The organism is Streptomyces sp. JK94 (assembly GCF_053613315.1).
The window spans coordinates 162,466-184,912 of record NZ_JBSICH010000007.1 but is presented as its reverse complement, the minus strand read 5'-3'; the positions used below and the strand labels follow the sequence as shown (position 1 = coordinate 184,912).

General features: G+C 69.7%; 21 protein-coding genes and 2 pseudogenes. 10 read left to right on the top strand and 13 right to left on the bottom strand.

All coding sequences use genetic code 11. The annotated features are described in order from the left end of the window. Positions 1-171: 171 nt before the first annotated feature. A complete protein-coding gene (locus tag ACVV2G_RS07450; protein WP_453841789.1) occupies positions 172-1,557 on the top strand; it encodes a serine hydrolase domain-containing protein in 1,386 nt (461 codons plus the stop codon). 82 nt (positions 1,558-1,639) lie between these two features. Here the strand turns inward: ACVV2G_RS07450 and ACVV2G_RS07445 are convergent, their stop codons facing one another. Next, a complete protein-coding gene (locus ACVV2G_RS07445) occupies positions 1,640-2,092 on the bottom strand; it encodes a GNAT family N-acetyltransferase (RefSeq protein WP_453841788.1) in 453 nt (150 codons plus the stop codon). Positions 2,093-2,147: 55 nt separating this feature from the next. Further along, entirely contained in the window at positions 2,148-2,612 is a 465-nt protein-coding gene (locus tag ACVV2G_RS07440; protein ID WP_453841787.1) for a MarR family winged helix-turn-helix transcriptional regulator, read from the bottom strand. A 140-nt stretch (positions 2,613-2,752) separates the two neighbouring features. Here ACVV2G_RS07440 and ACVV2G_RS07435 point away from each other — a divergent pair, with 140 nt between their 5' ends. After that, positions 2,753-3,961 carry an MFS transporter gene (locus ACVV2G_RS07435; RefSeq protein WP_453841786.1) on the top strand — a complete coding sequence of 403 codons (1,209 nt, stop codon included), beginning with the start codon at positions 2,753-2,755 and terminating at the stop codon, positions 3,959-3,961. Between the two features lie 109 nt (positions 3,962-4,070). Here ACVV2G_RS07435 and ACVV2G_RS07430 read toward each other — a convergent pair whose 3' ends face one another. The 6 genes and pseudogenes from ACVV2G_RS07430 to ACVV2G_RS07405 all read right to left on the bottom strand — a co-directional run bounded on the left by ACVV2G_RS07430 (position 4,071) and on the right by ACVV2G_RS07405 (position 7,829). Continuing rightward, positions 4,071-4,937 carry a GNAT family N-acetyltransferase gene (locus ACVV2G_RS07430; protein WP_453841785.1) on the bottom strand — a complete coding sequence of 289 codons (867 nt, stop codon included), beginning with the start codon at positions 4,935-4,937 and terminating at the stop codon, positions 4,071-4,073. A gap of 145 nt (positions 4,938-5,082) precedes the next feature. Then, positions 5,083-5,565, bottom strand: a complete 483-nt coding sequence (locus ACVV2G_RS07425) for an NUDIX domain-containing protein (protein ID WP_453841784.1) — start codon at positions 5,563-5,565, stop codon at positions 5,083-5,085. Positions 5,566-5,635: 70 nt separating this feature from the next. Next, a pseudogene (locus ACVV2G_RS07420) lies at positions 5,636-5,739 on the bottom strand (LysR family transcriptional regulator); the annotation flags it as partial. 37 nt (positions 5,740-5,776) lie between these two features. Then, entirely contained in the window at positions 5,777-6,955 is a 1,179-nt protein-coding gene (locus ACVV2G_RS07415) for a cystathionine gamma-lyase (protein ID WP_453841783.1), read from the bottom strand. Further along, the gene (locus tag ACVV2G_RS07410) at positions 6,952-7,446 is read right to left on the bottom strand and encodes a low molecular weight protein-tyrosine-phosphatase (protein ID WP_453841782.1); all 495 of its coding nucleotides are present in this window, start codon (positions 7,444-7,446) and stop codon (positions 6,952-6,954) included. Before ACVV2G_RS07410 ends, ACVV2G_RS07415 begins: the two co-directional genes overlap by 4 nt. 5 nt (positions 7,447-7,451) lie before the next feature. Continuing rightward, complete coding sequence (locus ACVV2G_RS07405) at positions 7,452-7,829, bottom strand: phage holin family protein (RefSeq protein ID WP_453841781.1); 378 nt, start codon at positions 7,827-7,829, stop codon at positions 7,452-7,454. 59 nt (positions 7,830-7,888) lie between these two features. Between ACVV2G_RS07405 and ACVV2G_RS07400 the strand changes: the two genes are divergently transcribed. The 4 genes from ACVV2G_RS07400 (at position 7,889) to ACVV2G_RS07385 (ending at position 10,168) form a co-directional block, all read left to right on the top strand. Further along, positions 7,889-8,206 carry a cupin domain-containing protein gene (locus ACVV2G_RS07400; RefSeq protein WP_043382483.1) on the top strand — a complete coding sequence of 106 codons (318 nt, stop codon included), beginning with the start codon at positions 7,889-7,891 and terminating at the stop codon, positions 8,204-8,206. Positions 8,207-8,381: 175 nt separating this feature from the next. After that, on the top strand, positions 8,382-8,594 hold the full coding sequence (locus tag ACVV2G_RS07395; protein ID WP_453841780.1) for a DUF5326 family protein: 213 nt from the start codon (positions 8,382-8,384) through the stop codon (positions 8,592-8,594). A 311-nt stretch (positions 8,595-8,905) separates the two neighbouring features. Further along, the gene (locus ACVV2G_RS07390) at positions 8,906-9,631 is read left to right on the top strand and encodes an IclR family transcriptional regulator (protein WP_453841779.1); all 726 of its coding nucleotides are present in this window, start codon (positions 8,906-8,908) and stop codon (positions 9,629-9,631) included. A 99-nt stretch (positions 9,632-9,730) separates the two neighbouring features. After that, the gene (locus ACVV2G_RS07385) at positions 9,731-10,168 is read left to right on the top strand and encodes an SsgA family sporulation/cell division regulator (protein ID WP_453841778.1); all 438 of its coding nucleotides are present in this window, start codon (positions 9,731-9,733) and stop codon (positions 10,166-10,168) included. A gap of 50 nt (positions 10,169-10,218) precedes the next feature. Here the strand turns inward: ACVV2G_RS07385 and ACVV2G_RS07380 are convergent, their stop codons facing one another. Further along, complete coding sequence (locus ACVV2G_RS07380) at positions 10,219-11,724, bottom strand: YibE/F family protein (protein WP_453841777.1); 1,506 nt, start codon at positions 11,722-11,724, stop codon at positions 10,219-10,221. 253 nt (positions 11,725-11,977) lie between these two features. On the opposite strand from ACVV2G_RS07380, the gene thiC reads away from it, so the two are divergent. Together thiC and ACVV2G_RS07370 are read left to right on the top strand one after the other, a co-directional pair. Next, complete coding sequence (gene thiC, locus ACVV2G_RS07375) at positions 11,978-13,771, top strand: phosphomethylpyrimidine synthase ThiC (RefSeq protein ID WP_453841776.1); 1,794 nt, start codon at positions 11,978-11,980, stop codon at positions 13,769-13,771. 78 nt (positions 13,772-13,849) lie between these two features. Further along, positions 13,850-15,286: a VWA domain-containing protein gene (locus ACVV2G_RS07370; RefSeq protein WP_453841775.1), complete on the top strand. Its 1,437-nt coding sequence runs from the start codon at positions 13,850-13,852 to the stop codon at positions 15,284-15,286. Between the two features lie 24 nt (positions 15,287-15,310). Here the strand turns inward: ACVV2G_RS07370 and ACVV2G_RS07365 are convergent, their stop codons facing one another. The 3 genes from ACVV2G_RS07365 to ACVV2G_RS07355 form a co-directional block, all read right to left on the bottom strand. Then, positions 15,311-16,183, bottom strand: coding sequence for a hypothetical protein (locus tag ACVV2G_RS07365; RefSeq protein ID WP_453841774.1), 873 nt, complete (start codon positions 16,181-16,183; stop codon positions 15,311-15,313). A 204-nt stretch (positions 16,184-16,387) separates the two neighbouring features. Continuing rightward, the gene (locus ACVV2G_RS07360; RefSeq protein ID WP_453841773.1) at positions 16,388-17,494 is read right to left on the bottom strand and encodes a metallophosphoesterase; all 1,107 of its coding nucleotides are present in this window, start codon (positions 17,492-17,494) and stop codon (positions 16,388-16,390) included. A 213-nt stretch (positions 17,495-17,707) separates the two neighbouring features. Further along, positions 17,708-18,820: a LacI family DNA-binding transcriptional regulator gene (locus ACVV2G_RS07355; protein ID WP_453841772.1), complete on the bottom strand. Its 1,113-nt coding sequence runs from the start codon at positions 18,818-18,820 to the stop codon at positions 17,708-17,710. A gap of 409 nt (positions 18,821-19,229) precedes the next feature. Between ACVV2G_RS07355 and hisC the strand changes: the two genes are divergently transcribed. Continuing rightward, entirely contained in the window at positions 19,230-20,309 is a 1,080-nt protein-coding gene (hisC, locus tag ACVV2G_RS07350; RefSeq protein WP_453841771.1) for a histidinol-phosphate transaminase, read from the top strand. On the opposite strand, the pseudogene ACVV2G_RS07345 reads toward hisC, so the two are convergent. Further along, positions 20,275-20,711: pseudogene (locus ACVV2G_RS07345) on the bottom strand (cyclophilin-like fold protein). The gene hisC and the pseudogene ACVV2G_RS07345 overlap by 35 nt on opposite strands. 217 nt (positions 20,712-20,928) lie before the next feature. Here ACVV2G_RS07345 and ACVV2G_RS07340 point away from each other — a divergent pair. Further along, the gene (locus ACVV2G_RS07340) at positions 20,929-22,434 is read left to right on the top strand and encodes a cytochrome ubiquinol oxidase subunit I (protein WP_453841770.1); all 1,506 of its coding nucleotides are present in this window, start codon (positions 20,929-20,931) and stop codon (positions 22,432-22,434) included. The last annotated feature ends 13 nt before the right edge of the window (positions 22,435-22,447 follow it).

Sequence of the window (22,447 nt, the reverse complement as noted above, 5' to 3'; positions counted from 1 at the left end):
CCTGCAGCAACCTCAAAGGGACACGATCGTGAGACAGCAAGAGATGTCCCCTGAAGGAGACATACAGAGCCCACAGACCACTGCGACGGAACGGGGCACTCTGATTGCGGGCCCACAACCGCGCGGACAAATCGGCTCGACGTACCGGGCCCGGGCCGGTGGACTGAGGGCATGACGACACCTCGGGAAGACTTGCTCCCCGCTACCCGCCGGGCCCTCCTGCACCGGATCGCCGTGGCCCAGTCGGAAGGGCGTACGCCGTCGCTCGTCGCGGCGGTCGTCCGGGGCGGGCGGGCCGTGTGGCACGGAGCGCGGTCCTCGGCCGACGGGTACGACCCGGACGAGAACGTGCAGTATCGGATCGGCTCGATCACCAAGACGTTCACCGCCGTGCTGGTCCTGCGTCTGCGCGACGAGGGGATGCTCGACCTCACGGACCCGCTGGAGAAGCACCTGCCCGGCACCGGGGCGGGCGAGGCCACCATCGCCGAGCTGCTGGCGCACTCCGGCGGGCTGGCCGCCGAGTCGCCCGCGCCGTGGTGGGAGCGGACGCCGGGCTCCCTGCGGCCGGAGCTCGCCGACGTGCTGGGCGAAAGGCCGCTCGTGCATCCGGTGGGCCGCCGGCACCACTATTCGAACCCCGGGTACACCCTGCTCGGCGCGTTGGTCGAAGAGCTGCGCGGTGCTCCCTGGGAAGAGGTGCTGCGGCGCGAGGTCCTGGAACCCCTGGGCTTGGAGCGTACGACCGGGCGACCGCGGGCCCCGCATGCCGGTGGCTGGGCGGTGCACCCGTGGGCGGACGTGATGCTGGCCGAGCCCGCCGAGGATCTCGGTCGGATGGCCCCGGCCGGTCAGCTCTGGTCCACCACCGGGGACCTGGCGCGGTTCGCGGTCTTCCTGGCACGGGGGGACGACCGGGTCCTGAGTGCGGACACCGTGCGGGAGATGCGGGTACCGGCGGCACCGGCCGAGGCCACGGATGCCATGGACGGCGCGGCCTACGGTCTGGGGTTGCAGATCCAGTACCGGGACGGTCGGCTGCTCGTGGGCCACTCCGGGTCCCTGCCGGGCTTCCTGGCCAACCTCACGATCGGCGTCGAGGACGACGTGGCCGCCGTGGTGCTGACCAACTGCACCTCCGGACCGCTGACGGCCGGGGTCGGTGCCGACCTCGTCCGCATCGTCGCCGAGGCGGAGCCCCGGATCCCCGAGCCCTGGCGTCCGTTGCCGGAGGCCGACTCCGACGTGCTGGAGTTGGCCGGGCAGTGGTACTGGGGGACACATGCCTTCGCCCTGCGGCTGACGCCTGACGGGGGAGTCTCGCTGGAGCCGTTGTCGGGTCAGGGCCGCCGCTCACGCTTCCGGTCGAACGGTGACGGTACGTGGACCGGGCTCGAGGGGTACTACGCCGGGGAGGCACTACGTGCCGTGCGGCGACCGGACGGGACCGTGAGCCACCTCGACCTCGGCTCGTTCGTGTTCACGCGCCAGCCGTACGAGGAAGGGGCCGCCGTGCCCGGAGGCGTGGACCCCGAGGGGTGGCGGGGGATCGGCTAAGCCCGCGCCCCGCAGGTGACACGTCCCGTTTCACGTGAAACAACCGGACCTGCCACCGAAGAGGGCTGGTCTCACCGTCCGCTCAGAGCTGGAGCTTGAAGCCCATGTGCGAGGCGGAGAAACCGAGGCGCTCGTAGAAGCGGTGTGCATCGACGCGGGTCTTGTCGGAGGTCAGCTGTACCAGCAGGCATCCCTGGCGGCGGGACTCGTCGACCGCCCACTCGATGAGCCGTGTACCCAGGCCACTGCCACGTTCACCGGCGTGGATGCGTACACCTTCGATGATCGACCGGGTGGCTCCGCGGCGGGACAGACCGGGAATGATCGTCAGCTGCAGGGTGCCGACGACGTGACCGTCGCGGACGGCGACGACCAGGTGCTGATTCGGGTCGGCGTTGAGCCGTTCGAACGCGGTCAGGTAAGGACTCAGGTCGTCGGGAGACTCGCGTTGAGCGCCCAGCGGATCGTCGGCGAGCATCGCGACGACCGCGGGAACGTCGTTCTCGGCGGCGGGCCGTATCTCCAGATCTCCCATGGCCGCACCTTACGCGGAGCGGCCATGGGAGCGGGCGGGACAGGGGCGTCGGGCTCTAGGCGGGCACCGGCGTCTTGAGGGTCTCCACTGCCCGGACCAGCGGGGCCAGGTCGGGGTTCTCGGCGGCTTCGTCGAGGGCCTCACGCAGGGCGGCGTCGTTGGTGGGCCGCGCCTCGTCCAACAGCTTCAGGCCCGCTGCGGTGACGTTGGTGTAGATGCCGCGGCGGTCGGTGGGGCACAGGTAGCGCTCGAGCAGTCCGCGCTCCTCGAGCCGGGTGACCAGGCGGGTGGTGGCGCTCTGGCTGAGGACGACGGCGTCGGCGACCTGCTTCATCTGCAGATGACCTCCGTCGCCGTCGTGCTGCCGGCTGAGCACGTCGAGCAGGGAGTACTCGCGCACGCTCAGGTCGTGCCCGGCCTGCAGGGCGCGCTCGATGCGGGCCTCGATCCTCCCGTGCAGCAGGGAGAGGGCGCACCAGCCCTGGGAGAGGGCGGTGAGCGCGGGGTCCGTCGCTGTCATGTGGTTCCTCCGTCCCGGAGCGGCTGAGACCAGGGTAGACCAGTGCCGCGATTGCCAGCGTTTGCTTATTGCCCGCGCGTGCAACTATTGTGATCGCGTGTAAAGCGCTCCTGCAATCCTTTGGGAAGGTGCACCTCTCCATGCCTCTCGCGCTACTGGCTCTCGCGATCGGGGCCTTCGGAATCGGAACGACCGAGTTCGTGATCATGGGCCTGCTGCCCGAGGTCGCGAGCGACTACGGGGTCTCCATTCCCACCGCCGGCTTCCTGGTGACCGGATACGCGCTCGGCGTGATGTTCGGCGCCCCGTTGATGACGGTGCTCGGCACCAAGGTCCCGCGCAAGCGGATGCTGATGCTGCTGATGGGCCTGTTCATCGCCGGCAACCTGCTCTCCGCCCTCGCCCCCGCCTTCTCCGTCATGCTGACCGGCCGGGTGATCGCCTCGCTCGCCCACGGCGCCTTCTTCGGCATCGGCTCGGTCGTCGCGGCCGACCTGGTCGCACCGCACCGGAAGGCCGGCGCGATCGCCATGATGTTCACCGGGCTGACCGTCGCCAACGTCGTCGGTGTCCCGCTGGGGACGCTCGTCGGGCAGTCCGTCGGCTGGCGTGTCACCTTCGCCGCCGTCGCCGCCCTCGGGGTCGTCGGCCTGGCCGGGGTCGCCAAGCTGGTCCCCGACGTACCCAGGGTGGAGGGCGTACGACTGCGTCACGAGCTGGCCGCCTTCAAGAACGTCCAGGTCCTGCTGGCGATGGCCATGACCGTCCTCGGCTTCGGCGGCGTCTTCGCGGCCGTCACCTACATCGCGCCGATGATGACCCGCGTGACGGGCTTCGCCGACGGCTCGGTCACCTGGCTGCTGGTCCTCTTCGGACTCGGCATGGTGGGCGGCAACCTCATCGGCGGCAGGTTCGCGGACCGCGCCCTGATGCCCCTGCTGTACATCTCCCTGGGCGCGCTGGCAGTCGTACTCGCCCTCTTCACACTGACCGCGCACAACAAGATCGCGTCGGCCGTGACCATCCTCCTGATCGGCGCCCTGGGCTTCGCCACCGTCCCGCCGCTGCAGAAGCGCGTCCTGGACCATGCCCACGGTGCCCCGACCCTGGCCTCCGCCGTGAACATCGGCGCCTTCAACCTCGGCAACGCGCTCTCCGCCTGGCTCGGGGGCGTCGTCATCGCCGCCGGCTTCGGCTACACGGCGCCCAACTGGGTCGGAGCCGTGCTCGCCGCCGCCGCTCTGGTCCTTGCCTTCCTCTCGGCCGCGCTCGAACGGCGTGACGGCGCTCCCAGCCAGGTCGTCACCGGCTCCGCGCCCACCGGGCGACGGGCGGCCGCCCACCACTGAACGACCCGGCCACCGGGGTGCGGGGCCAGGGCCGCCCCGCGCCCCGGTGGCCCCTGTCGCCTCACAGCACCGAGGCACCGCACCACTGAAGGACCGGCCCCTCGCGAGGTCAGCCCGCCGCCACCGTCAGTGGAGCGAACCGCCGGTTCCAGTCCCCGGGCAGCTCCGTGATGCCGTACGTCATGACCGCGTTGGACGCGACGGAGGCGAGGCCGTGCTCATGGGCCCAGCCCAGCAGCTCCTCGTGCCGTACGTCGATGTCCGTGCGCAGCGGACGGTCGGTGCGGGCGGCGAGGGAACCGAGCAGCGCCTTGGCCGTCCCGGTGTCACGGGCGATCAGAGGGCCCACCACGTGGGTGTCCATGTTGGGCCAGGCCGCCGCGTATCCGATGAGACGGCCGTTCTCCTCGGCGACGCGCAGTTGGTCGGCGAAGGCGGGCAGCCGCGCGATGACAGGGGTGCGATCGACGCCGAACACCTCCTCGTCGAGGCGGAGGATCGCGGTGAGGTCCTCAGCGGTGGCGGCGCGCGTGACGAGCGTGGGCTCGGACCCGCCAGGAGTGAACCGCCCGCGCACCATCTCCGCCCGGCCCGTGGTCTTGAAGCCGAGTTCCTCGTAGAGCGGCCGGCCGTTCGGGGTCGCGTGCAGCGTCAGGGGCGTCGTTCCCAGAGCGCCGACGACGTGCCGCATCAGCCGGCGTCCGACGCCCTGGCGAGCGTGCCGCTCGGCGACCAGTACCATGCCGATGGCGGCGAGGGAGGGACGCTCCTGCGGCCCGTACTCGGTGACCGTGCAGACACTGACCAGACCACCGCCGGGATCGTCGATGCCGTACCCCTTCCCGGCGGTGAGGAGGAACCCCCACTTGTGCTCCTCGCGGGGCCAGCCCCGGTCCTCGGACAGGTCGGCGCAGGCGCTGAGGTCGCGGAGCGTCAGACGGCGGATCGGCAGCGAGGCGAGGGAAGGTGTCGGCACGCAGGTCAGGCTGTCCGACAGGGGCCGTCCGCGTCCACCACTTTCCGGTGGAACAGCCGAGCTTTTGGCCACGTCGTGGCCGAGCGCACAGCTGCCCGCCACCCGACGGCCTCCCTACGGGCCGACCGGCCGGTTACCGCCGGGGTCAGCCGAGGTCGGGAGCGTGCATCGCACGTACACCCTCGATGTTGCCGTCCAGGTAGTGCCGCAAGGACAGGGGCACGAGGTGGACGGAGGCGATCCCGACCCTGGTGAACGGCACCCGGACGATCTCGTACTCACCGGCGGGCTCGTCGACCTCGGGGCCGTGTCGCAGGGACAAGTCCATGGACTCCAGGTGGCAGACGAAGAAGTGCTGCACCTTCACCCCGGTCGCGCCGTCGTCCTCGCCGATGTGCTCCACCGTGTCCACGAAGCAGGGGACCACGTCGGAGATCTTGGCGCCGAGTTCCTCGTACACCTCGCGGTGCAGGGCGTCCACGACAGTGGTGTCGTCCGGCTCGACCCCGCCGCCGGGAGTGACCCAGTAGGGATCGACACCAGGCTTGGTGCGCTTGATCAGGATCAGATCGTCGCCGTCCAGGAGGACGGCGCGGGCGGTGCGCTTGACCACGGGTCGGACGGTCATGGGAGAAATGTGGCCCGGCTGGTTCCACGTGAAACATCGCGGGTGATCGCGTGAATGCGTCGGCTCGGTTCCAGTCGACGGCAGCGCGGACCAGCCACTGATGAGCCCGGGCGATGTGCGGCATCGCAAGGTGCCGGCACGCGCGACCAGGAAGTACGTCCGCGGCGGCGGTACCGCGCCGCGCGGCCGTGCGGCGGCAGCGCGGCAGCGATCAGTCCGCCGATTCCTCCAGCGCGCGCAGCAGGTCCGCCACCAGGTCCTCGGGGTCCTCCGCACCGACGGACAGCCGGATGAAGCCCTCCGGTACCGCGTCACCGCCCCAGCGGCCGCGCCGCTCGGCCGTGGACCGCACCCCGCCGAAGCTCGTCGCGCCCTCCACGAACCGCAGTGCGTCGAGGAAACGATCGGCACGCGCGCGTGTGGGCAGGGTGAAGGAGACGACGCATCCAAAGCGCAGCATCTGCTGCGAGGCGATCTTGTGCGACGGGTCGTCCGGCAGTCCCGGGTAGCGCAGCCCGGTGACCTCGGGCCGAGCCCGCAGGGCCTCGGCCACCTGGAGCGCGGTGGCGTTCTGCCGGTCCACGCGCAACTGGAGGGTGGCGATCGAGCGGTGCGCGAGCCAGGCCTCCATGGGGCCGGGGATCGCGCCGACGATCTTGCGCCAGCGTCGTACGGCGTTCATCGCGTCGGCGTCGCGGCCGGCCACGTAGCCCAGGAGGACGTCGCCGTGGCCGGTCAGCTGCTTGGTGCCGCTGGCCACCGAGAAGTCGGCGCCGAGTTCCAGCGGGCGCTGCCCGAGGGGCGTGGCGAGCGTGTTGTCGACGGCCACCAGGGCGCCGTGCGCGTGGGCCGCCTCGGCCAGCCTCCGGACGTCGCAGACGTCGAGTCCGGGGTTCGACGGCGTCTCGATCCACAGCAGCTTTGCCCCGTCCAGAACGTCGAGCTGGGCGTCGTGGCCGGTCGGTGCCGTACGCACCTCGATGCCGTACGCCTCCAGCTGGGCGCGGACCAGGGGCAGGGCCTGATAGCCGTCGTCGGGCAGGACGGCCGCATCGCCGGCACGCAACTGGGAGAAGAGCACCGAGGAGATCGCGGCCATGCCGGAGGCGAACACGAGCGTCTCGACATCGTCCTGCCCGGGCCCCTCGAGTTCACCGATGGCGTTCTCGAGGTGGGTCCAGGTCGGGTTCTCGTCACGGCCGTAGGTGTACGGACCGGTCGGCTCCCCGGGCAGGTGGAAGTGGGCGGCGAACACGGGACCGGGCAGCGTCGGCTCGTGCTTGACGGGCTCGGGCAGACCGGCCCGTACCGCGCGCGTGCCGTCACCGGTGCCGCGCGGGCCGCCGTCCGCGCCGGTGCCGAACCCCTTGCTCGTAGCCGAATCACTCATGCCGCCCGTCCCTCCACGTGCTCGCGTACCGCGGCGAGCAGTCCGGTGCTCGCCGCCTCCACCCTCTCAAGGCACTCCGTGAAGCCGTCCACGCCCCCGTAGTAGGGGTCCGGTACGTCGAGGTCGGCGCGGTCGGCGGCAGGGTCGTAGGACCGCAGCAGCCGGACCTTGGCCGCGTCCCGTTCCGTGGGCGCGAGGCGGCGCAGCGCCCGCAGGTGCCCGGCGTCGAGGGCGACGACGAGGTCGAGGCGGGCGAACCAGGACGGCTGGAACCGGCGGGCCGTGTGGTCGAGGACGTAGCCGTTCTCCTCCAGGACGGCCATGGTGCGCGGGTCGGCTCCCTCTCCCTCGTGCCAGCCGCCGGTGCCGGCGCTGTCGGCCTCGACCAGGCCGTCCAGCCCGGCGTCCGCCACGCGCGCGTGGAAGACGGCCTCCGCCATCGGGGAGCGGCAGATGTTGCCCGTGCACACGAAGCAGACGCGGTAGGTCATCGCGGTCAGTCCTCGTCGGGCAGGAAGGCGTTGAGGGCCCAGGAGACGATCGAGATGATCAGGCCGCCCAGGACGGCGGTCCAGAACCCGTCGACGTGGAAACTCAGGTCGAGCCGGTCCGCGAGCCACGACGTGAGCAACAGCATCAGCGCGTTGACCACCAGCGTGAACAGGCCGAGCGTCAGGATGAACAGCGGGAAGGTCAACACCTGTACGACGGGTTTCACCAGCATGTTCACCACGCCGAACATCAGGGCGACCACGATCAGCGTGACGGCCTTCTCGCCGGTGCTGCCTCCGGTCAGGGTGATCTTGTCGAGCATCCACACGGCCACCGCGAGGGCGCCCGCGTTGGCGATCGTCTTGACTAGGAAATTCTTCATGTGTCTGATCGTGGCAGACACGATCGGCGACGAACGGTGAGGCAGGGGCGGACGAGGCGATGAAGGCATTCCGGCTGGACGAACTGGAGGCGGAGCGTGCCGCCAACGACGGTGCCTATCTGCAGTTCCTGCGCGAACGGAACATGTCGGTCGGTCTGTACGCCCTCGACGCGGGCACGTCCGATCCGCAGCAGCCCCACGCGCAGGACGAGGTGTACTTCGTGGTGAGCGGACGGGCCGCGATCACCGTGGGCATGGAGACCACCCAGGTCGCCCGCGGCAGCGTGGTCTACGTGCCGGCCGGGGTCGCCCACAAGTTCCATCACATCAGTGAGGACCTGCGGGTTCTGGTGGTGTTCTCTCCGCCGGAGAGCTGAACAGCAGTCCCGGGGTTCCCTAGGGGTTCGCTCAGGGGGAGACAAGGGGTGCGAGGGCCCTGCCGCGGCCCTCGCGGCTCTAGCATCGAGTGCAGGACACCAGAAGATCCCGGAGGAAGCCCGGGACGACGAAGGACCCGGCACTCGAACGGGCGGAAAGACGAGGACGAGGGCGATGCGAGAGATCTTCACGGGACTGCCGTGGTGGGTGAAGTGGGTCGCGGTGCCGGTCATCGCCCTGGTCGTGTTCGGCGGGCTGATCGCCAGCGTGGTGGGCTTCGTGATCGGACTGCTGTTCAAGCTGCTGGTCTTCGTCGCGCTCGTCGGCGGACTGATCTACGTCGTACGCAAGTTCATGGCGGGTTCGTCGTCGCGCAGCGACTGGTGAGAGCCGTGGGACACCGGTGGCGGTAACGGGAATCGCCGGTTCCCTCGCGCGAGGGAAGTTTCCCACAGGGGCCGTCGGCGGGCGGTGACCGGCGGTTAGAGTCCGGAACTCCACGCGGGGGCGACCCCGCGAGTGGCGTACACCCCACCCGTGTTCCCCGCACGGGCTGCCCCCTCGCGTTCCGGGAGTGCCCCTTGGCCACGGCTGACACCGCATGCGTTCCACTCGCCCTGCCCGCGCAGCCCCACTCGACGCCCCGGACACCCCCCACTGCTGCCGCGGACGTTCCCTCCACGACCCTCATCGGCTCCGTGCAGCGGGCGATGCGCCTGATGGAGTGTGTCGCCGAGCACACGTACGGGGCTCCCGCCAAGCAGTTGGCCCGTGAGACGCGCCTGGCGCTGCCCACGGCCTACCACCTGCTGCGAACCCTGGTGCACGAGGGCTATCTGCGCCGTGAGAAGGGGCTGTTCTTCCTCGGCGAGGCCACCGAACGGCTGAGTGGCCGAGGAGCCGAGCAGAAACGTCGCAGCACGGTGGTCGACGCGCTGGCGCGCTGGCGCGATGCGATCGGTGTTCCCGTCTACTACGCCGTGTACCGGGACGGTGAAATCGAAGTCGTGTGCGTTTCCGACACCCCGGGCAACCCGGCGGTGGAGGAGTGGGCGGATTTCCGTGAGACCGGGCACGCCCATGCCATCGGGCAGTGCCTCCTGTCGCAGCTGGACGAGGATGCCCGCCGCGACCACCTCGACCGCTACCCGGTGCAGCCCGTCACGCCGTACACGGTGCGTGATGGCAATGCCATGCTGAAGCGGCTGGAACGCATGCGGCGGATGACCCCGGTGACCGAGCGCCAGGAGTACGCGCTGGGGACCGTCTGCGCCGCGCTCCCGATCACCGTGGGCACCACGGCCGCGACCATGGCTCTGTCCCTGCCTCTTCAGCAGGCTGATCGGCTGCTTCCCGCGGCACAGCGACTGCAGGACGAAGTGGGGCGGCTCCTGGGGTCGCTCGCGCTCTCTATCAGTATCTGAAAACTCACTCCTTGTGATCTGGTGTGTACGTTGAGCAAGATGCCCTCAGTGTTAGAGGTTTGATTCCCGGACAGTCGACGGCGAATGACGGGGTAGGCGATGGGCGAGTCCGTACAGGCAGAGGTCATGATGAGCTTTCTCGTGTCCGAGGAACTCTCGTTCCGCATCCCGGTGGAACTGGGGTACGAGACCTGTGATCCCTATGCCGTGCGCCTGACCTTCCATCTGCCCGGGGACGCTCCGGTCACGTGGGCCTTCGGCCGGGAGCTGTTGGTCGACGGGGTGGGCAGGCCGTGCGGGGACGGTGACGTGCGCATCGCACCGGTCGATCCCGAGCCGCTCGCCGAGGTGCTGATCCGCCTTCAGGTCGGTAGTGACCAGGCGCTGTTCCGTTCGTCGGCGGCGCCCCTGGTGGCGTTCCTCGACCGGACCGACAAGCTGGTGCCGCTGGGACAGGAAGGGGCGCTCGCCGACTTCGACGCTCACCTCGACGAGGCTCTGGACCGCATCCTGGCGGAGGAACAGAGCGCGGGCTGAACCGTTCCAGCAGCTCGCCGGGGAGTGGCGTAACGCTTCGCCAGGGCGCGTCAGCGCTTACGGCGGCGGCCCCGCCCGCCTCGCAGGGGGGCGGCGCCCGCGCCCGGCGCCGCCCCGGCGGCCTGGGCCGCCTTCCCTTCGGCCGGACGATCGGCCGACACGACGAGTGCCGCGAGGGCCGTGGTGACCGGCACGGACGCCACCAGGCCGATCGAACCGACCAGGGTGCGCACGATCTCCTCCGCGACCAGCTCGCTGTTGGCGACCGTCCCCACCCCGCTCTGCGCGATCGAGAACAACAGCAGCAGCGGCAGCGCGGCGCCCGCGTAGGCGAGGACGAGCGTGTTGACGACCGAGGCGATGTGGTCACGGCCGATACGGATGCCGGCGCGGTACAGCCCGCGCCAGCCCATCGTCGGGTTGGCCTCGTGCAGTTCCCACACCGCCGACGTCTGGGTGACCGTCACGTCGTCGAGCACACCGAGCGAACCGATGATGACCCCGGCGAGCAGGAGACCGCTCATGTCGATCGTCGGATACAGACCGTGGATGAGGCCGGTGTTGTCGTCCGTGTTGCCGGTGAGCGCGGCCCAGTCGATGAACAGCGACCCGAGGACGCCGATGAGCAGCAGGGAGATGAGGGTGCCCAGCACGGCCACGGAGGTACGCGCCGACAGGCCGTGACACAGGTACAGCGCGATCAGCATGATGGCGCTGGCCCCGACGACCGCCACGACCAGCGGGTTCGAGCCCTGCAGGATCGCGGGCAGGATGAAGAAGTTCAGCAGCAGGAAGCTGATGGCCAGCGAGACCAGGGCCATGAGGCCGCGCAGCCGTCCGACGACCACGACGGCGACCGCGAAGATGCCGGCGAGCAGGGACAGCGGCAGTCGTCGGTTGATGTCGGTCACCGAGTACTGCAGGTCACTCGGCGCGGAGGGCTCGTAGGCGACCACCACCTCCTGGCCCTGGCGCAACTGCCGTGACTGGTCCGGCTGCACGATCTCGGTGAACGTACGGCCCTTGTCCTTGCCGCTGTCGACGCGAATGGTCGCCCGCTTGCAGTCGCCGTTCGCCTGCTGCACCGCGGAGGAGCCCTCGGCGGTGGAGGTGTCACCGGTCGGGGGGACGCCCGAGCTGTTGACGGACTGGCAGCTCAGCTCGACCACCTTGGTGACGGTGGCCTGTTCCGTCTGGCGGTCGAACCCGACCCCGGTGCGCTCGTGGGGAGGCGCGCCGCCCGGCCACAGCACCGCGAGTCCGACCAGTACCGCCGCGGCGAACGGGATCAGGACCGCGGCGATGACCTTCCGCAGATGCCGGGACACGGGCGCCGCCGGACCGTGACTGTGGGAGTGCCCGTGTCCGCCACCGGTCCCGTGTCCGCCACCGGTCCCGTGTCCGCCACCGGCGTCATGTCTGCCGCCTCCCGCGCCGCCGTGTGGGCCGTGGGCGCCATGGGAATCGGGTCCGGCTTCGCGGCCGGTGCCGTCCTCGGCGGCTGGTCCGCGGCGGGGCTCGTGCGGCGGGAAGGGGGGATGCTGCGGTGTGGTCACCGACCGATCATCGCAAGAACGAGGGGAGCCCTCTGTTCACCGCGCCCGAATTGACGCTAGCGTGGAGGCACCTTTGTACACGCGGGAGCTCGGAGCACCGGGCTGAGAGGGCGCTGACCTTCGTCCCAGCGATGTTTCACGGGAAACGTCACCGCATCCGCGTGATGTATCCCACGAAGCGTCCGCAGACGGAAGCCGCTGCGTCGACCGCCGAACCTGTTACCGGGTAATGCCGGCGTAGGGAGTAGGTCTCATGACCATCAAGGACGCGCGCACGCCTGCCTCCACGCAGAACTCCGCTCAGGAGGAGCCCGCGGAGGCCGGGAAGTCCATCGGCTGGCACAAGGCATACGTCGAGGGCTCGCGCCCCGACCTGCGGGTGCCGGTCCGTCAGGTGCACCTCACCAACGGGCGGTCGGTCACGTTGTACGACACCTCCGGCCCGTACACCGATCCGCTCGTCGACACCGACGTCCGCAGGGGGCTGCCGCCGCTGCGGGAGAACTGGATCGTCGCCCGCGGGGACACCGAGGAGTACGCGGGCCGCCCCGTCCGTCCCGAGGACGACGGGATCAAGCACACCTCACCGCGCGGGGGCCTGCGCAATCTCGACGCGGTCTTCCCCGGGCGCCCGCGCCAGCCGCGCCGGGGGCGGGGCGGCGGTGCGGTCACACAGCTGGCGTACGCGCGGCGGGGCGAGATCACACCGGAGATGGAGTACGTGGCACTCCGGGAGAACGTGGCCGCGGAAGTGGTCCGCGAGGAGATCGCGGCCGGCCGTGCCGTACTGCCGGCCAACGTCAACCACCCGGAGATCGAGCCGATGATCATCGGCAAGCGGTTCCTGGTGAAGGTCAACGCCAACATCGGCAACTCGGCGGTGACGTCCTCCATCGAGGAGGAGGTCGAGAAGATGACCTGGGCGGCCCGCTGGGGCGCCGACACCGTCATGGACCTGTCCACCGGCCGTAACATCCACACCACCCGCGAGTGGGTGCTGCGAAACTCTCCCGTCCCGATCGGCACGGTGCCGCTCTACCAGGCCCTGGAGAAGGTCGACGGCCGGGCCGAGGACCTGACCTGGGACATCTACAAGGACACGGTCATCGAGCAGGCCGAGCAGGGCGTGGACTACATGACCGTCCACGCCGGAGTGCGCCTGGCGTACGTACCGCTCACCGCGAACCGCAAGACCGGCATCGTCTCGCGCGGCGGCTCGATCATGGCGGCGTGGTGCCTGGCGCACCACCGGGAGTCGTTCCTGTACGAGAACTTCGAGGAACTCTGCGAGATCCTCGCCGCCTACGACGTCACGTACTCCCTCGGCGACGGCCTGCGGCCGGGCTCGATCGCGGACGCCAACGACGAGGCGCAGTTCGCGGAGCTGCGTACGCTCGGGGAACTCAACGCCATCGCCAAGCGTTTCAACGTACAGACCATGATCGAGGGCCCGGGCCACGTCCCGATGCACAAGATCAAGGAGAACATCGACCTTCAGCAGGAGATCTGCGATGAAGCTCCGTTCTATACGCTCGGCCCGCTGACGACGGACGTCGCGCCGGCGTACGACCACATCACCTCCGGCATCGGTGCCGCGATGATCGCCTGGTGGGGCACGGCCATGCTCTGCTACGTCACGCCCAAGGAGCATCTGGGCCTGCCCAACCGCGACGACGTCAAGACCGGCGTCATCACCTACAAGATCGCCGCCCATGCCGCCGACCTCGCCAAGGGGCACCCAGGTGCGCAGGAGTGGGACGACGCGCTGTCCGACGCCCGTTTCGAGTTCCGGTGGGAGGACCAGTTCAACCTGGCCCTCGATCCCGACACGGCACGGGAGTTCCACGACGAGACGTTGCCGGCCGAGCCCGCCAAGACGGCTCACTTCTGCTCGATGTGCGGCCCGAAATTCTGTTCGATGAAGATCTCGCAGGACATCCGGCGGGAGCACGGAGGCAGCAGGGCCGAGATCGAGGAGGGCATGGCGCAGAAGTCGAAGGAGTTCGCCGCCGCGGGCAACCGCGTGTACCTGCCGATCGCGGACTGACCGGGCGGTTGTGGGGAGGGGACGGACCACAGGGCCCGCCCCCTCCCCACCGAGGGCCCCTCTGGGCAGACTGGGCGTATGACAGCCACTTCCCTGAGCAAGGGCGCCAACCTCGCCGTCGAGTCCCCCGCGGTGCGTGTCGAACTCGTCTGGGCCGCGGGGCCGGGCGTACCCGCGGTCGACGCGTCGGCGTTGCTGCTCACACCGGCCGGACGGGTACGGGACGACGGCGACTTCGTCTTCTACAACCAGCCCCGCCACACGTCCGACGCGGTGCGGCACTCGGGCAAGCAGGGCGGCTCCGGCGCGGGCGCGGGCGTCACCACCGACGCGGTCGAGGTGGACCTGCGCTCGGTCGAACCGGCCGTGGACCGCATCGTCCTGTGCGCCTCGGCGGACGGCGGGACCTTCGGCCAGGTCCCGGGACTGTCCCTGCGGCTGCTGGACGCCGGGACCCGTACCGAGCTGGCCCGGTTCGACATGACGGCCGGGACGGAGACCGCGCTGGTCGGCGGTGAGTTGTACCGGCGTCAGGGGAAGTGGAAGTTCCGCGCGGTCGGCCAGGGATACGCCACGGGGCTCGCCGGAGTGGCCACCGACTTCGGGATCACCGTGGACGAGGCGCCACCGGTGGCCGCGCCCGCGGTCCCGTCGCCCCCGGAGGCTGCCCCGACTCCCCCGACCCACCTGCCGTCCCCACCGGCCCCGCACGCAGCACCGGCCCCGTCGCCGGTCCCCACCGACGCGGGCCCACGTCTCACCAAGGGGGAAGAACACCTGCCCGTCGACATGCGCAAGCGACTGTCCCTGCGCAAGGAGCAGGTCGCGGTCAGCCTGCGCAAGCACGGGGCGGCCGGTGTCACGGCGCGGGTCATCCTGGTGCTCGACGCCTCCGGGTCCATGTCCTTCCTCTACTCCAGGGGCGTGGTCGCGGACGTCGTGGAGCGGATGGCCGCCGTCGCCGCGCAGCTGGACGACGACGGTGAGATGCAGGCGTGGACCTTCGCCTCGAATCCGGCGCGGCTGCCCGACCTCCGTCTGGGCGACCTCCCCGAGTGGCTGCGGCTGCACGTGCGCGTGGGGGAGATCAGCCTCTTCCGCCGTGGCAGGAAGAAGGGTCTGCACCCCGAGCAGGTCGACATGCGGGCGGTCGGTATCCAGAACGAGGAGCAGAAGGCCATCGCCGAAGTGCGTGCCTTCGTCCGGGACCACCCGGCGGCGGCTCCGACCCTGGTGCTGTTCTTCTCCGACGGTGGCGTCTACCGCGACGCCGACATCGAGCGCGAGCTGCGAGAGGCGGTGGAGGAGCCGGTCTTCTGGCAGTTCGTCGGGCTCGGCAGGTCCCAGTACGGCGTACTCGAGCGCTTCGACACGCTGCCGGGCCGCCGGGTCGACAACGTCGGCTTCTTCGCCGTCGACGACATCAGCACGGTCCCCGACCCGGAGCTGTACGACCGCCTGCTGTCCGAGTTCCCGTCCTGGATCACTGCCGCCGGCCGGGCGGGCATCCTCTGACGTCCTGCCCGCCCGGGCCGGTGGCTACTCGGGCCGGTGATCCGGGCCGCCGAAGTCCGGACTGCTGTAATCCGGGCTCGAATAGCTCGGACGCCGGCCCGTGGCGGAGCCCTCGCCGGGGCTCGTGAACCCGGGGCGGTCGTAGCCGAGGTGCGGCATACGGCTCGTCGGTGCCGCCGGCCCCGTGCGGTGCAGCTCCGTGGCGCCCGGGCCGGTGGTGAGCGCCTCCCGCAGAAACGGCATGATGCCCCGCTCCAGCAGTGCGTCGCGCCAGGCGTCCCGGGCCCGTACCACTTCCTCGTCGCGCTCGTCGTGGAAGCCGGACTCGGCGGACGGACGGTTGCGCAGCGCGGTGAGCAGCAGTCCCACCGCGGCGACGAGCATCGCGACCGCGGTCATGGCACCGAACACCCAGCCGGTGGTGAGCATGGTCCGCGCGAAGGCCGGTTCGGGATCGAGCATCTTCAGGACGTAGCCGACGCTCAGGAAGATCACCGCGGCGGTGCCGGCCAGGACGGGTGCCAGGACGGCGACGACGGCGACGGCACCCGCGCCGGCCGTCTCGGCGACCTCGTCCATGGTGGCGGCGAGTCCCGCGGCGCCCGAGTCCGGTTCGTCGGAGCCGGACTCGCGGGCGGCCGGCGTCCGGGCGGACGGCGCCGGATGGCGCAGTTCCTCGCGGACCTTCACGTAGTGCTGGTACTCGGCCGTGGCCGCCGCGGCGATGAGCGCGGTGGCGTTGAGTGCCATGGTGCGCAGCTGTTCGGAGTTGAGCCGCTGACCGACAGCGGCCAGCTCCGGGCGGTGTGGTGCGGAGCGCAGCGCCTCCTCGAGGATCCGCTCGTACTCCTGGCGGTCTTCGTTCGACAAGTGCTGCGGAACGCTGTTCATGTGCATCCCCCGATGCTCCGTAGGGCTTGGGGCTCGCATGCCAACGAGCCGTCGGGCAGAAACGGAGGGGAGCCTGCTACGGATAAGCCGATGGTAGAGCGGTGACGGTGGAGGGTGACAGGGGGTTTCCGGAAATTGGGTGCCGGCCTGTGCGGACGCCGCCGTCGCGAAAGCCCTCCGAAAGCCGTCCGAAAGCTGTCCGGTGAACGGTCAGACTTCGAGCGGCAGTTGCTGGACCAGCAGTTTTCCGGCCATGGTCACCCCGCCGTCCATCGCGATGGCCAGTCCGTCCGCGTAGACGTGCGGTCCCTCGACGGCGGTGCGGGTGTCGTCCTCGCCGTCCTCGGAGCCGACTTCGCCCAGCAGGTAGGGGATGGGGCTGTGGCCGTGAACGATCCGGGTGCCGCCGTACGTATCCAGCAGGGAACGCACGGCGTCGGCGCCGCCCTCGTCGCGGAAGGAGAAGCGCTTGGTGAACTTGCGGAACAGGTCCCACACCTCTTCCGCGTCGTTGCGCGTGAGCGCCTCGCGGACGGTGTCGTTGACCTCCTCGATGGAGCGGCCGTAGTCGAGGTAGGTGGTGGTGTCGGAATGCACCAGGAGATGACCGTCGACCTCTTCGAGGGCGTCGAGGCGGGCCATCCACTGCAGGTGGTGGTCCTGAAGACGGTCCATGTCGGTCTTCTGCCCGCCGTTCAGCAGCCAGGCCGCCTGGAAGGTGGCGGTGCCCGCGCCGGAGTTGACGGGGGTGTCGCCGAACCGCTTGGCGCCGAGCAGCAGCAGCTCGTGGTTGCCCATCAGCGCCTTGCAGTAGCCGCCGGCCGCGGCTGCCTCGGCGGAGAGCCGCATCACCAGGTCGATGACGCCGATGCCGTCCGGGCCGCGGTCCGTGAAGTCACCGAGGAACCACAGGCGGGAGGTGCCCGCGCACCACTGGCCCGCGGCGTCGACGAGGCCCTTCTCCTGCAGGGCGGCCAGAAGCTCGTCGAGGTAGCCGTGCACGTCACCGACGACGAACAGCGGGCCCTGGCCCGTGGCGTCCTGCTGCGCCACGGCCGGTTCGGGGTGCACGTTCTCCTGGACCGTGTCACCCCTACGGATGACGGGCAGATCCCGCTGAGTGGGGGTGTAACCCTCCGGGTAGGACTCCTCGTCCCGCTCCTCGGAAGGGGGTGCGGCCTCGCTCGGGTGCGCCCCTGGGGCGGCGTACGGAGCGGTCTCGTGGACGTACGCGGGTACCCGGAAGTCGCGCACCGTCGCCGTACGCTCCACCTCGGGTCCCTGACCGGCCCCCTGAGTCATCGACCCCTCCACCATCGCGCCGCATCTGCACCGCTTCGGACTGCCTGGTCGCAGCGGCCCGCGGTGTGTGCGCCCATCATAGGAATGCGGATCGCGCTGTGTGATGACCCAGGGGTGGTGAATCAGAACAACACTCCGGTTCACCGGGGCTTTCGCCCCGATTGGGCCGGGCTTGGCCGGTCCGTGAAGGGGGCGCGCCCATCCTCCGGACGTGCCGGCCCGCCGGTCCTATTCGCGCTCGGGTGACCGCGGTGGGCTGACCGTCGTGCGGGGCGGGCGGCGCTGCGACGACGTGCGCACGATCAGTTCGGTCGGTATCACCTGCTCGATCGGCCGGTCCGCGTCGAGTCCTTCGATGGCGTCGATGAGGACCTGGATCACCGCCGTGCCGATGCGGCGAGGTTTCAGCGACAACGTGGTGATCGGCGGCTCGGTGCTGGCGTACACGGTGGACTCGCTGCAGCACACCAGCAGCAGGTCCTCCGGGACGCGCAGCCCGTAGCGGCGGGCCGCGGCGAGCAGGTCGGTGCCGTTCGGGTCGAAGAGACCGTAGACGGCGTCGGGCCGGTCGGGGCGGGCCAGCAGCCGGTCGGCGGCCACGGCGCCCGCACACGGATCGTGTGCCGGGTAGGCCTCGTAGACCGGGTCCTGGCCGACGCGCTCGCACCAGTGGAGATAGGCGGTGGTCGACAGATGGGTGTACGTGTCGGTCGTGGTGCCGGTGAGCAGCCCGATCCTGCGGGCGCCGGCGTCGGCCAGGTGGTCGAGGATGCCGAGTACGGCGGCCTCGTGGTCGTTGTCGACCCAGGCGGTCACGGGGAGCGTGCCGGCCGGGCGGCCGTCGGACACGACGGGTAAGCCCTGGCGTACCAGTTCGCTGACGACGGGGTCGTGGTCCGAGGGGTCGATGACGACCGTGCCGTCGAGTGCGACGTTGGACCACACGTCGTGACGGGAGGTCGCCGGGAGGATGACAAGGGCGTAGCCGCGGGCCAGCGCGGCGGACGTGGCGGCCCGCGCCATCTCGGCGAAGTACGCGAACTCGGTGAAGGTGAAAGGTTCATCCCCGTACGTCGTCACGGTGAGGCCGATCAGTCCCGACTTGCCGGTGCGGAGCGTGCGGGCGGCGGCCGAGGGCCGGTAGCCCAGTCGGTCGGCGACCTCGCGCACATGGCGCCGGGTGGCATCCGGGAGTCGGCCCTTGCCGTTGAGGGCGTCGGAGACGGTCGTGATGGATACTCCGGCGGCGGCGGCCACGTCCCTGATGCCCGCCCGGCCCGGCCGGTTGCCTCGACGGGAGGTTTCCGCGCGGCTCACCTGGTGCTTCCCTGCTGCTGTCATGGCGAGCCGATAGTAGGGCTCATCGGGTGGGGTAGGGCGGACGCATATGCATGCGTTGACAGTCACGTTTCTGCAAGATCATTCCGCTCTAACAAGCATGGAAAGCAAGCCAGTTGATGCCCTTCAGGCCAGTATCTGGCGTGCCGACCCGCGAGGGCCTGCTGCGTGGCGGATGTTGCGAAGAGGTCTCAACTCACCTGCACGGGGGATGCGCGCCACGGCGCGAGCCACCAGCGCGTAGATATATGTGCGGCGCGCCCCCCGAATCATGCGCCTTCGTGCGCTGATGCCCCTGATGCCAGTGTGGTGGAGGGGCTCTGAAGCAGGTCTGGCCTCACCTATACGCAGCAGCGCCGAATCCTCTTAAGGTGAGAAGTATTCGATGGTGGTGGTCACGAGGAGGACTGCGGTGAGCGAGACGAGCCCCAAGCTGCGCGCCGAGTTGGAGGGAATCCCTACCTACAAGCCGGGCAAACCCGCAGCGGCCGACGGCCCGGTGGCCTACAAGCTGTCCTCCAACGAGAACCCCTACCCGCCTCTGCCGGGCGTCATGGAGACGGTGACGGCCGTGGCGGCGTCTTTCAACCGCTACCCGGACATGGCCTGTACGTCTCTGATGAGCGAGCTGTCGGACCGGTTCGGCGTGCCCCTCTCCCACCTCGCCACCGGCACCGGCTCGGTCGGTGTGGCCCAGCAGCTGATCCAGGCGACCTCCGGCCCGGGCGACGAGGTGATCTACGCCTGGCGTTCCTTCGAGGCGTACCCGATCATCACGCAGATCAGCGGCGCGACGTCCGTGAAGGTACCGCTGACGTCGGGTGACGTGCACGACCTGGATGCGATGGCGGCCGCGATCACCGACCGGACCCGGTTGGTCTTCGTCTGCAACCCCAACAACCCGACGGGCACGGTGGTGCGGCGGGCCGAGCTGGAGCGGTTCCTGGACCGGGTGCCGAGCGACGTCCTGGTGGTCCTCGACGAGGCGTACCGCGAGTTCATCCGCGACCCCGAGGTGCCGGACGGCGTGGAGATCTACCGTGAGCGCCCCAACGTCTGCGTCCTGCGGACCTTCTCCAAGGCGTACGGTCTCGCCGGCCTCAGGGTCGGCTTCGCGATCGCCCACGAGCCGGTGGCGGCGGCGTTGCGCAAGACGGCGGTGCCGTTCGGGGTCAGCCAGATCGCCCAGGAGGCGGCGATCGCCTCGTTGCGTGCCGAGGACGAGCTGATCGGCCGGGTCGGTTCGCTGGTGTGCGAGCGCACGCGCGTGGTCGACGCACTGCGCGCGCAGGGCTGGACGGTGCCGGAGACCCAGGCCAACTTCGTGTGGCTGCGGCTGGGGGAGCGGACGGTCGCCTTCGCGGATGCGTGCGAGCGGGCCGGCGTGGTCATCCGGCCGTTCCCGGGCGAGGGTGTGCGGGTGACGGTCGGAGAGAGCGAGGCGAACGACATCTTCCTCAAGGCGTCGGAAGAGTTCCGCAAGGAGATGTAGGAGCTTCGGGGCCGCCGTGGTGGCGGCCCTGCATGTCGACGAGTTCGACGTGTACCGGGTCGCCGTTGCGTACCGTCGCCAGCAGGCGCGCGTCGCCGTCGAGACGGCCCAGGACGTTGCATGGACTGGCGAGGCGGCACTCTCCGGCTCGTGAGATCGGCGTGGGTCCGTACGGCAGTGCCAGAGCGTCGCCGTCGACCCAGAAGGCGACCGTGCCCGGTTCGACGACCTGCCGGGCGTCGGTTTCACGTGAAACCGACACACCTGTGTCGAAGTACACCTCCTCGCCCCAGGTGTGGGCGGTGGCGGTGAGCGGCAGGGCCTTGAGCAGGGCCTGCGTGGTCGGTGTGTCGTCGAGTGCCGCGGTGAGGTGTCCCGCAGCCAGGAGATCCGTATCTTCACGCGGCGAATTCAACAAGATGTTGAAGATCCCGCCAAGAGCGCCAAGGGGTTGACGTCACAGGGGACCCCCCTTCCGATGCCGAAAAGCAGTACGTCATAATTGCTTGTGAATGTGAACGCGTTCACAAGCGTGTCCCGGTTGCGCCCGACATAGGTGTGACATACACGCTCAAACTGCCGCCGACACGGTGAGTGGCAACGCAAGGAGAGTGACGACGTGGACATGGCTCTGGCGCCGGAGACGCTGGCGCGCTGGCAATTCGGCATCACGACCGTCTACCACTTCCTGTTCGTCCCCCTGACGATCTCGCTGGCCGCCCTCACGGCCGGGTTGCAGACCGCCTGGGTCCGCACGGAGAAGGAGAAGTACCTCAAGGCGACCAAGTTCTGGGGCAAGCTCTTCCTGATCAACATCGCCATGGGTGTCGTCACCGGCATCGTGCAGGAGTTCCAGTTCGGCATGAACTGGTCCGACTACTCCCGCTTCGTGGGCGATGTCTTCGGGGCTCCGCTCGCCTTCGAGGCGCTGATCGCCTTCTTCTTCGAGTCCACCTTCATCGGCCTGTGGATCTTCGGCTGGGACAAGCTGCCCAAGAAGCTCCACCTGGCCTGCATCTGGATGGTCTCGATCGGCACCCTGCTGTCGGCGTACTTCATCCTCGCGGCCAACTCCTGGATGCAGCATCCCGTCGGTTACCGGATCAACGAGGAGAAGGGCCGCGCGGAGCTCACCGACTTCTGGGCAGTCCTGACCCAGAACACCACCCTCAACCAGGTCTTCCACAGTTTCTCGGCGGCTTTCCTGACGGGCGGCGCCTTCATGGTCGGCATCGCGGCCTTCCACCTGATGCGCAAGAAGCACATCCCGGTGATGCGGACGTCGCTCCGGCTCGGTCTGGTCACCCTGGCCGTCGGGGGCATGCTCACCGCGATCAGTGGCGACACCCTCGGCAAGGTCATGTACGAGCAGCAGCCGATGAAGATGGCCGCCGCCGAGGCCCTGTGGGACGGCGAGGAACCGGCGCCCTTCTCCGTCTTCGCCTACGGGGACGTCGACGAGGGCCACAACAAGGTCGCCCTGGAGATCCCCGGGCTGCTGTCCTTCCTGGCGCACAGCGACTTCGACTCGTACGTGCCCGGTATCAACGACACCAACAAGGCCCTGCAGGAGCAGTTCGGCCCGGGTGACTACAAGCCCATCGTCCCCGTCGCCTACTGGGGATTTCGCTGGATGATCGGTTTCGGCATGGCGTCCTTCTCCCTCGGACTGCTGGGCCTGTGGCTGACGCGGAAGAGGTTCCTGCTGCCCCCCGGCCTGCGGACCGGCGAGGACGAGGTGCCGCACCTGGTGCTGCTCCGGAAGCCACTGAGCACGAAACTCACCCGCCTGTACTGGCTCCTGGCCCTCTGGACCATGGCGTTCCCGCTGATCGCCAACTCCTGGGGCTGGATCTTCACCGAGATGGGCCGGCAGCCCTGGGTCGTCTACGGCGTGATGCAGACCCGCGACGCGGTCTCCCCCGGTGTGTCCCAGGCCGAGGTCATCACCTCGATGGTGGTCTTCACCACGCTCTACGCCGTCCTCGCCGTCATCGAGGTCAGGCTGCTCGCCAAGTACGTCAAGGCGGGCCCGCCCGAGCTCACCGAGGCCGACCGCAACCCGCCCACGAAGGTCGGCGGCGATCTCCGTGACGCCGACAAGCCGATGGCCTTCTCGTACTAGGCCGAGGGAGCTG

Bases quoted from the DNA above. Each gene is read 5' to 3' on its own strand.
- ACVV2G_RS07450 (WP_453841789.1), top strand. From the start codon at position 172: ATGACGACACCTCGGGAAGACTTGCTCCCCGCTACCCGCCGGGCCCTC.
- ACVV2G_RS07445 (WP_453841788.1), bottom strand. From the start codon at position 2,092: ATGGGAGATCTGGAGATACGGCCCGCCGCCGAGAACGACGTTCCCGCG.
- ACVV2G_RS07440 (WP_453841787.1), bottom strand. From the start codon at position 2,612: ATGACAGCGACGGACCCCGCGCTCACCGCCCTCTCCCAGGGCTGGTGC.
- ACVV2G_RS07435 (WP_453841786.1), top strand. From the start codon at position 2,753: ATGCCTCTCGCGCTACTGGCTCTCGCGATCGGGGCCTTCGGAATCGGA.
- ACVV2G_RS07425 (WP_453841784.1), bottom strand. From the start codon at position 5,565: ATGACCGTCCGACCCGTGGTCAAGCGCACCGCCCGCGCCGTCCTCCTG.
- ACVV2G_RS07415 (WP_453841783.1), bottom strand. From the start codon at position 6,955: ATGAGTGATTCGGCTACGAGCAAGGGGTTCGGCACCGGCGCGGACGGC.
- ACVV2G_RS07410 (WP_453841782.1), bottom strand. From the start codon at position 7,446: ATGACCTACCGCGTCTGCTTCGTGTGCACGGGCAACATCTGCCGCTCC.
- ACVV2G_RS07405 (WP_453841781.1), bottom strand. From the start codon at position 7,829: ATGAAGAATTTCCTAGTCAAGACGATCGCCAACGCGGGCGCCCTCGCG.
- ACVV2G_RS07400 (WP_043382483.1), top strand. From the start codon at position 7,889: ATGAAGGCATTCCGGCTGGACGAACTGGAGGCGGAGCGTGCCGCCAAC.
- ACVV2G_RS07395 (WP_453841780.1), top strand. From the start codon at position 8,382: ATGCGAGAGATCTTCACGGGACTGCCGTGGTGGGTGAAGTGGGTCGCG.
- ACVV2G_RS07385 (WP_453841778.1), top strand. From the start codon at position 9,731: ATGGGCGAGTCCGTACAGGCAGAGGTCATGATGAGCTTTCTCGTGTCC.
- thiC (WP_453841776.1), top strand. From the start codon at position 11,978: ATGACCATCAAGGACGCGCGCACGCCTGCCTCCACGCAGAACTCCGCT.
- ACVV2G_RS07370 (WP_453841775.1), top strand. From the start codon at position 13,850: ATGACAGCCACTTCCCTGAGCAAGGGCGCCAACCTCGCCGTCGAGTCC.
- ACVV2G_RS07365 (WP_453841774.1), bottom strand. From the start codon at position 16,183: ATGCACATGAACAGCGTTCCGCAGCACTTGTCGAACGAAGACCGCCAG.
- ACVV2G_RS07360 (WP_453841773.1), bottom strand. From the start codon at position 17,494: ATGGTGGAGGGGTCGATGACTCAGGGGGCCGGTCAGGGACCCGAGGTG.
- ACVV2G_RS07355 (WP_453841772.1), bottom strand. From the start codon at position 18,820: ATGACAGCAGCAGGGAAGCACCAGGTGAGCCGCGCGGAAACCTCCCGT.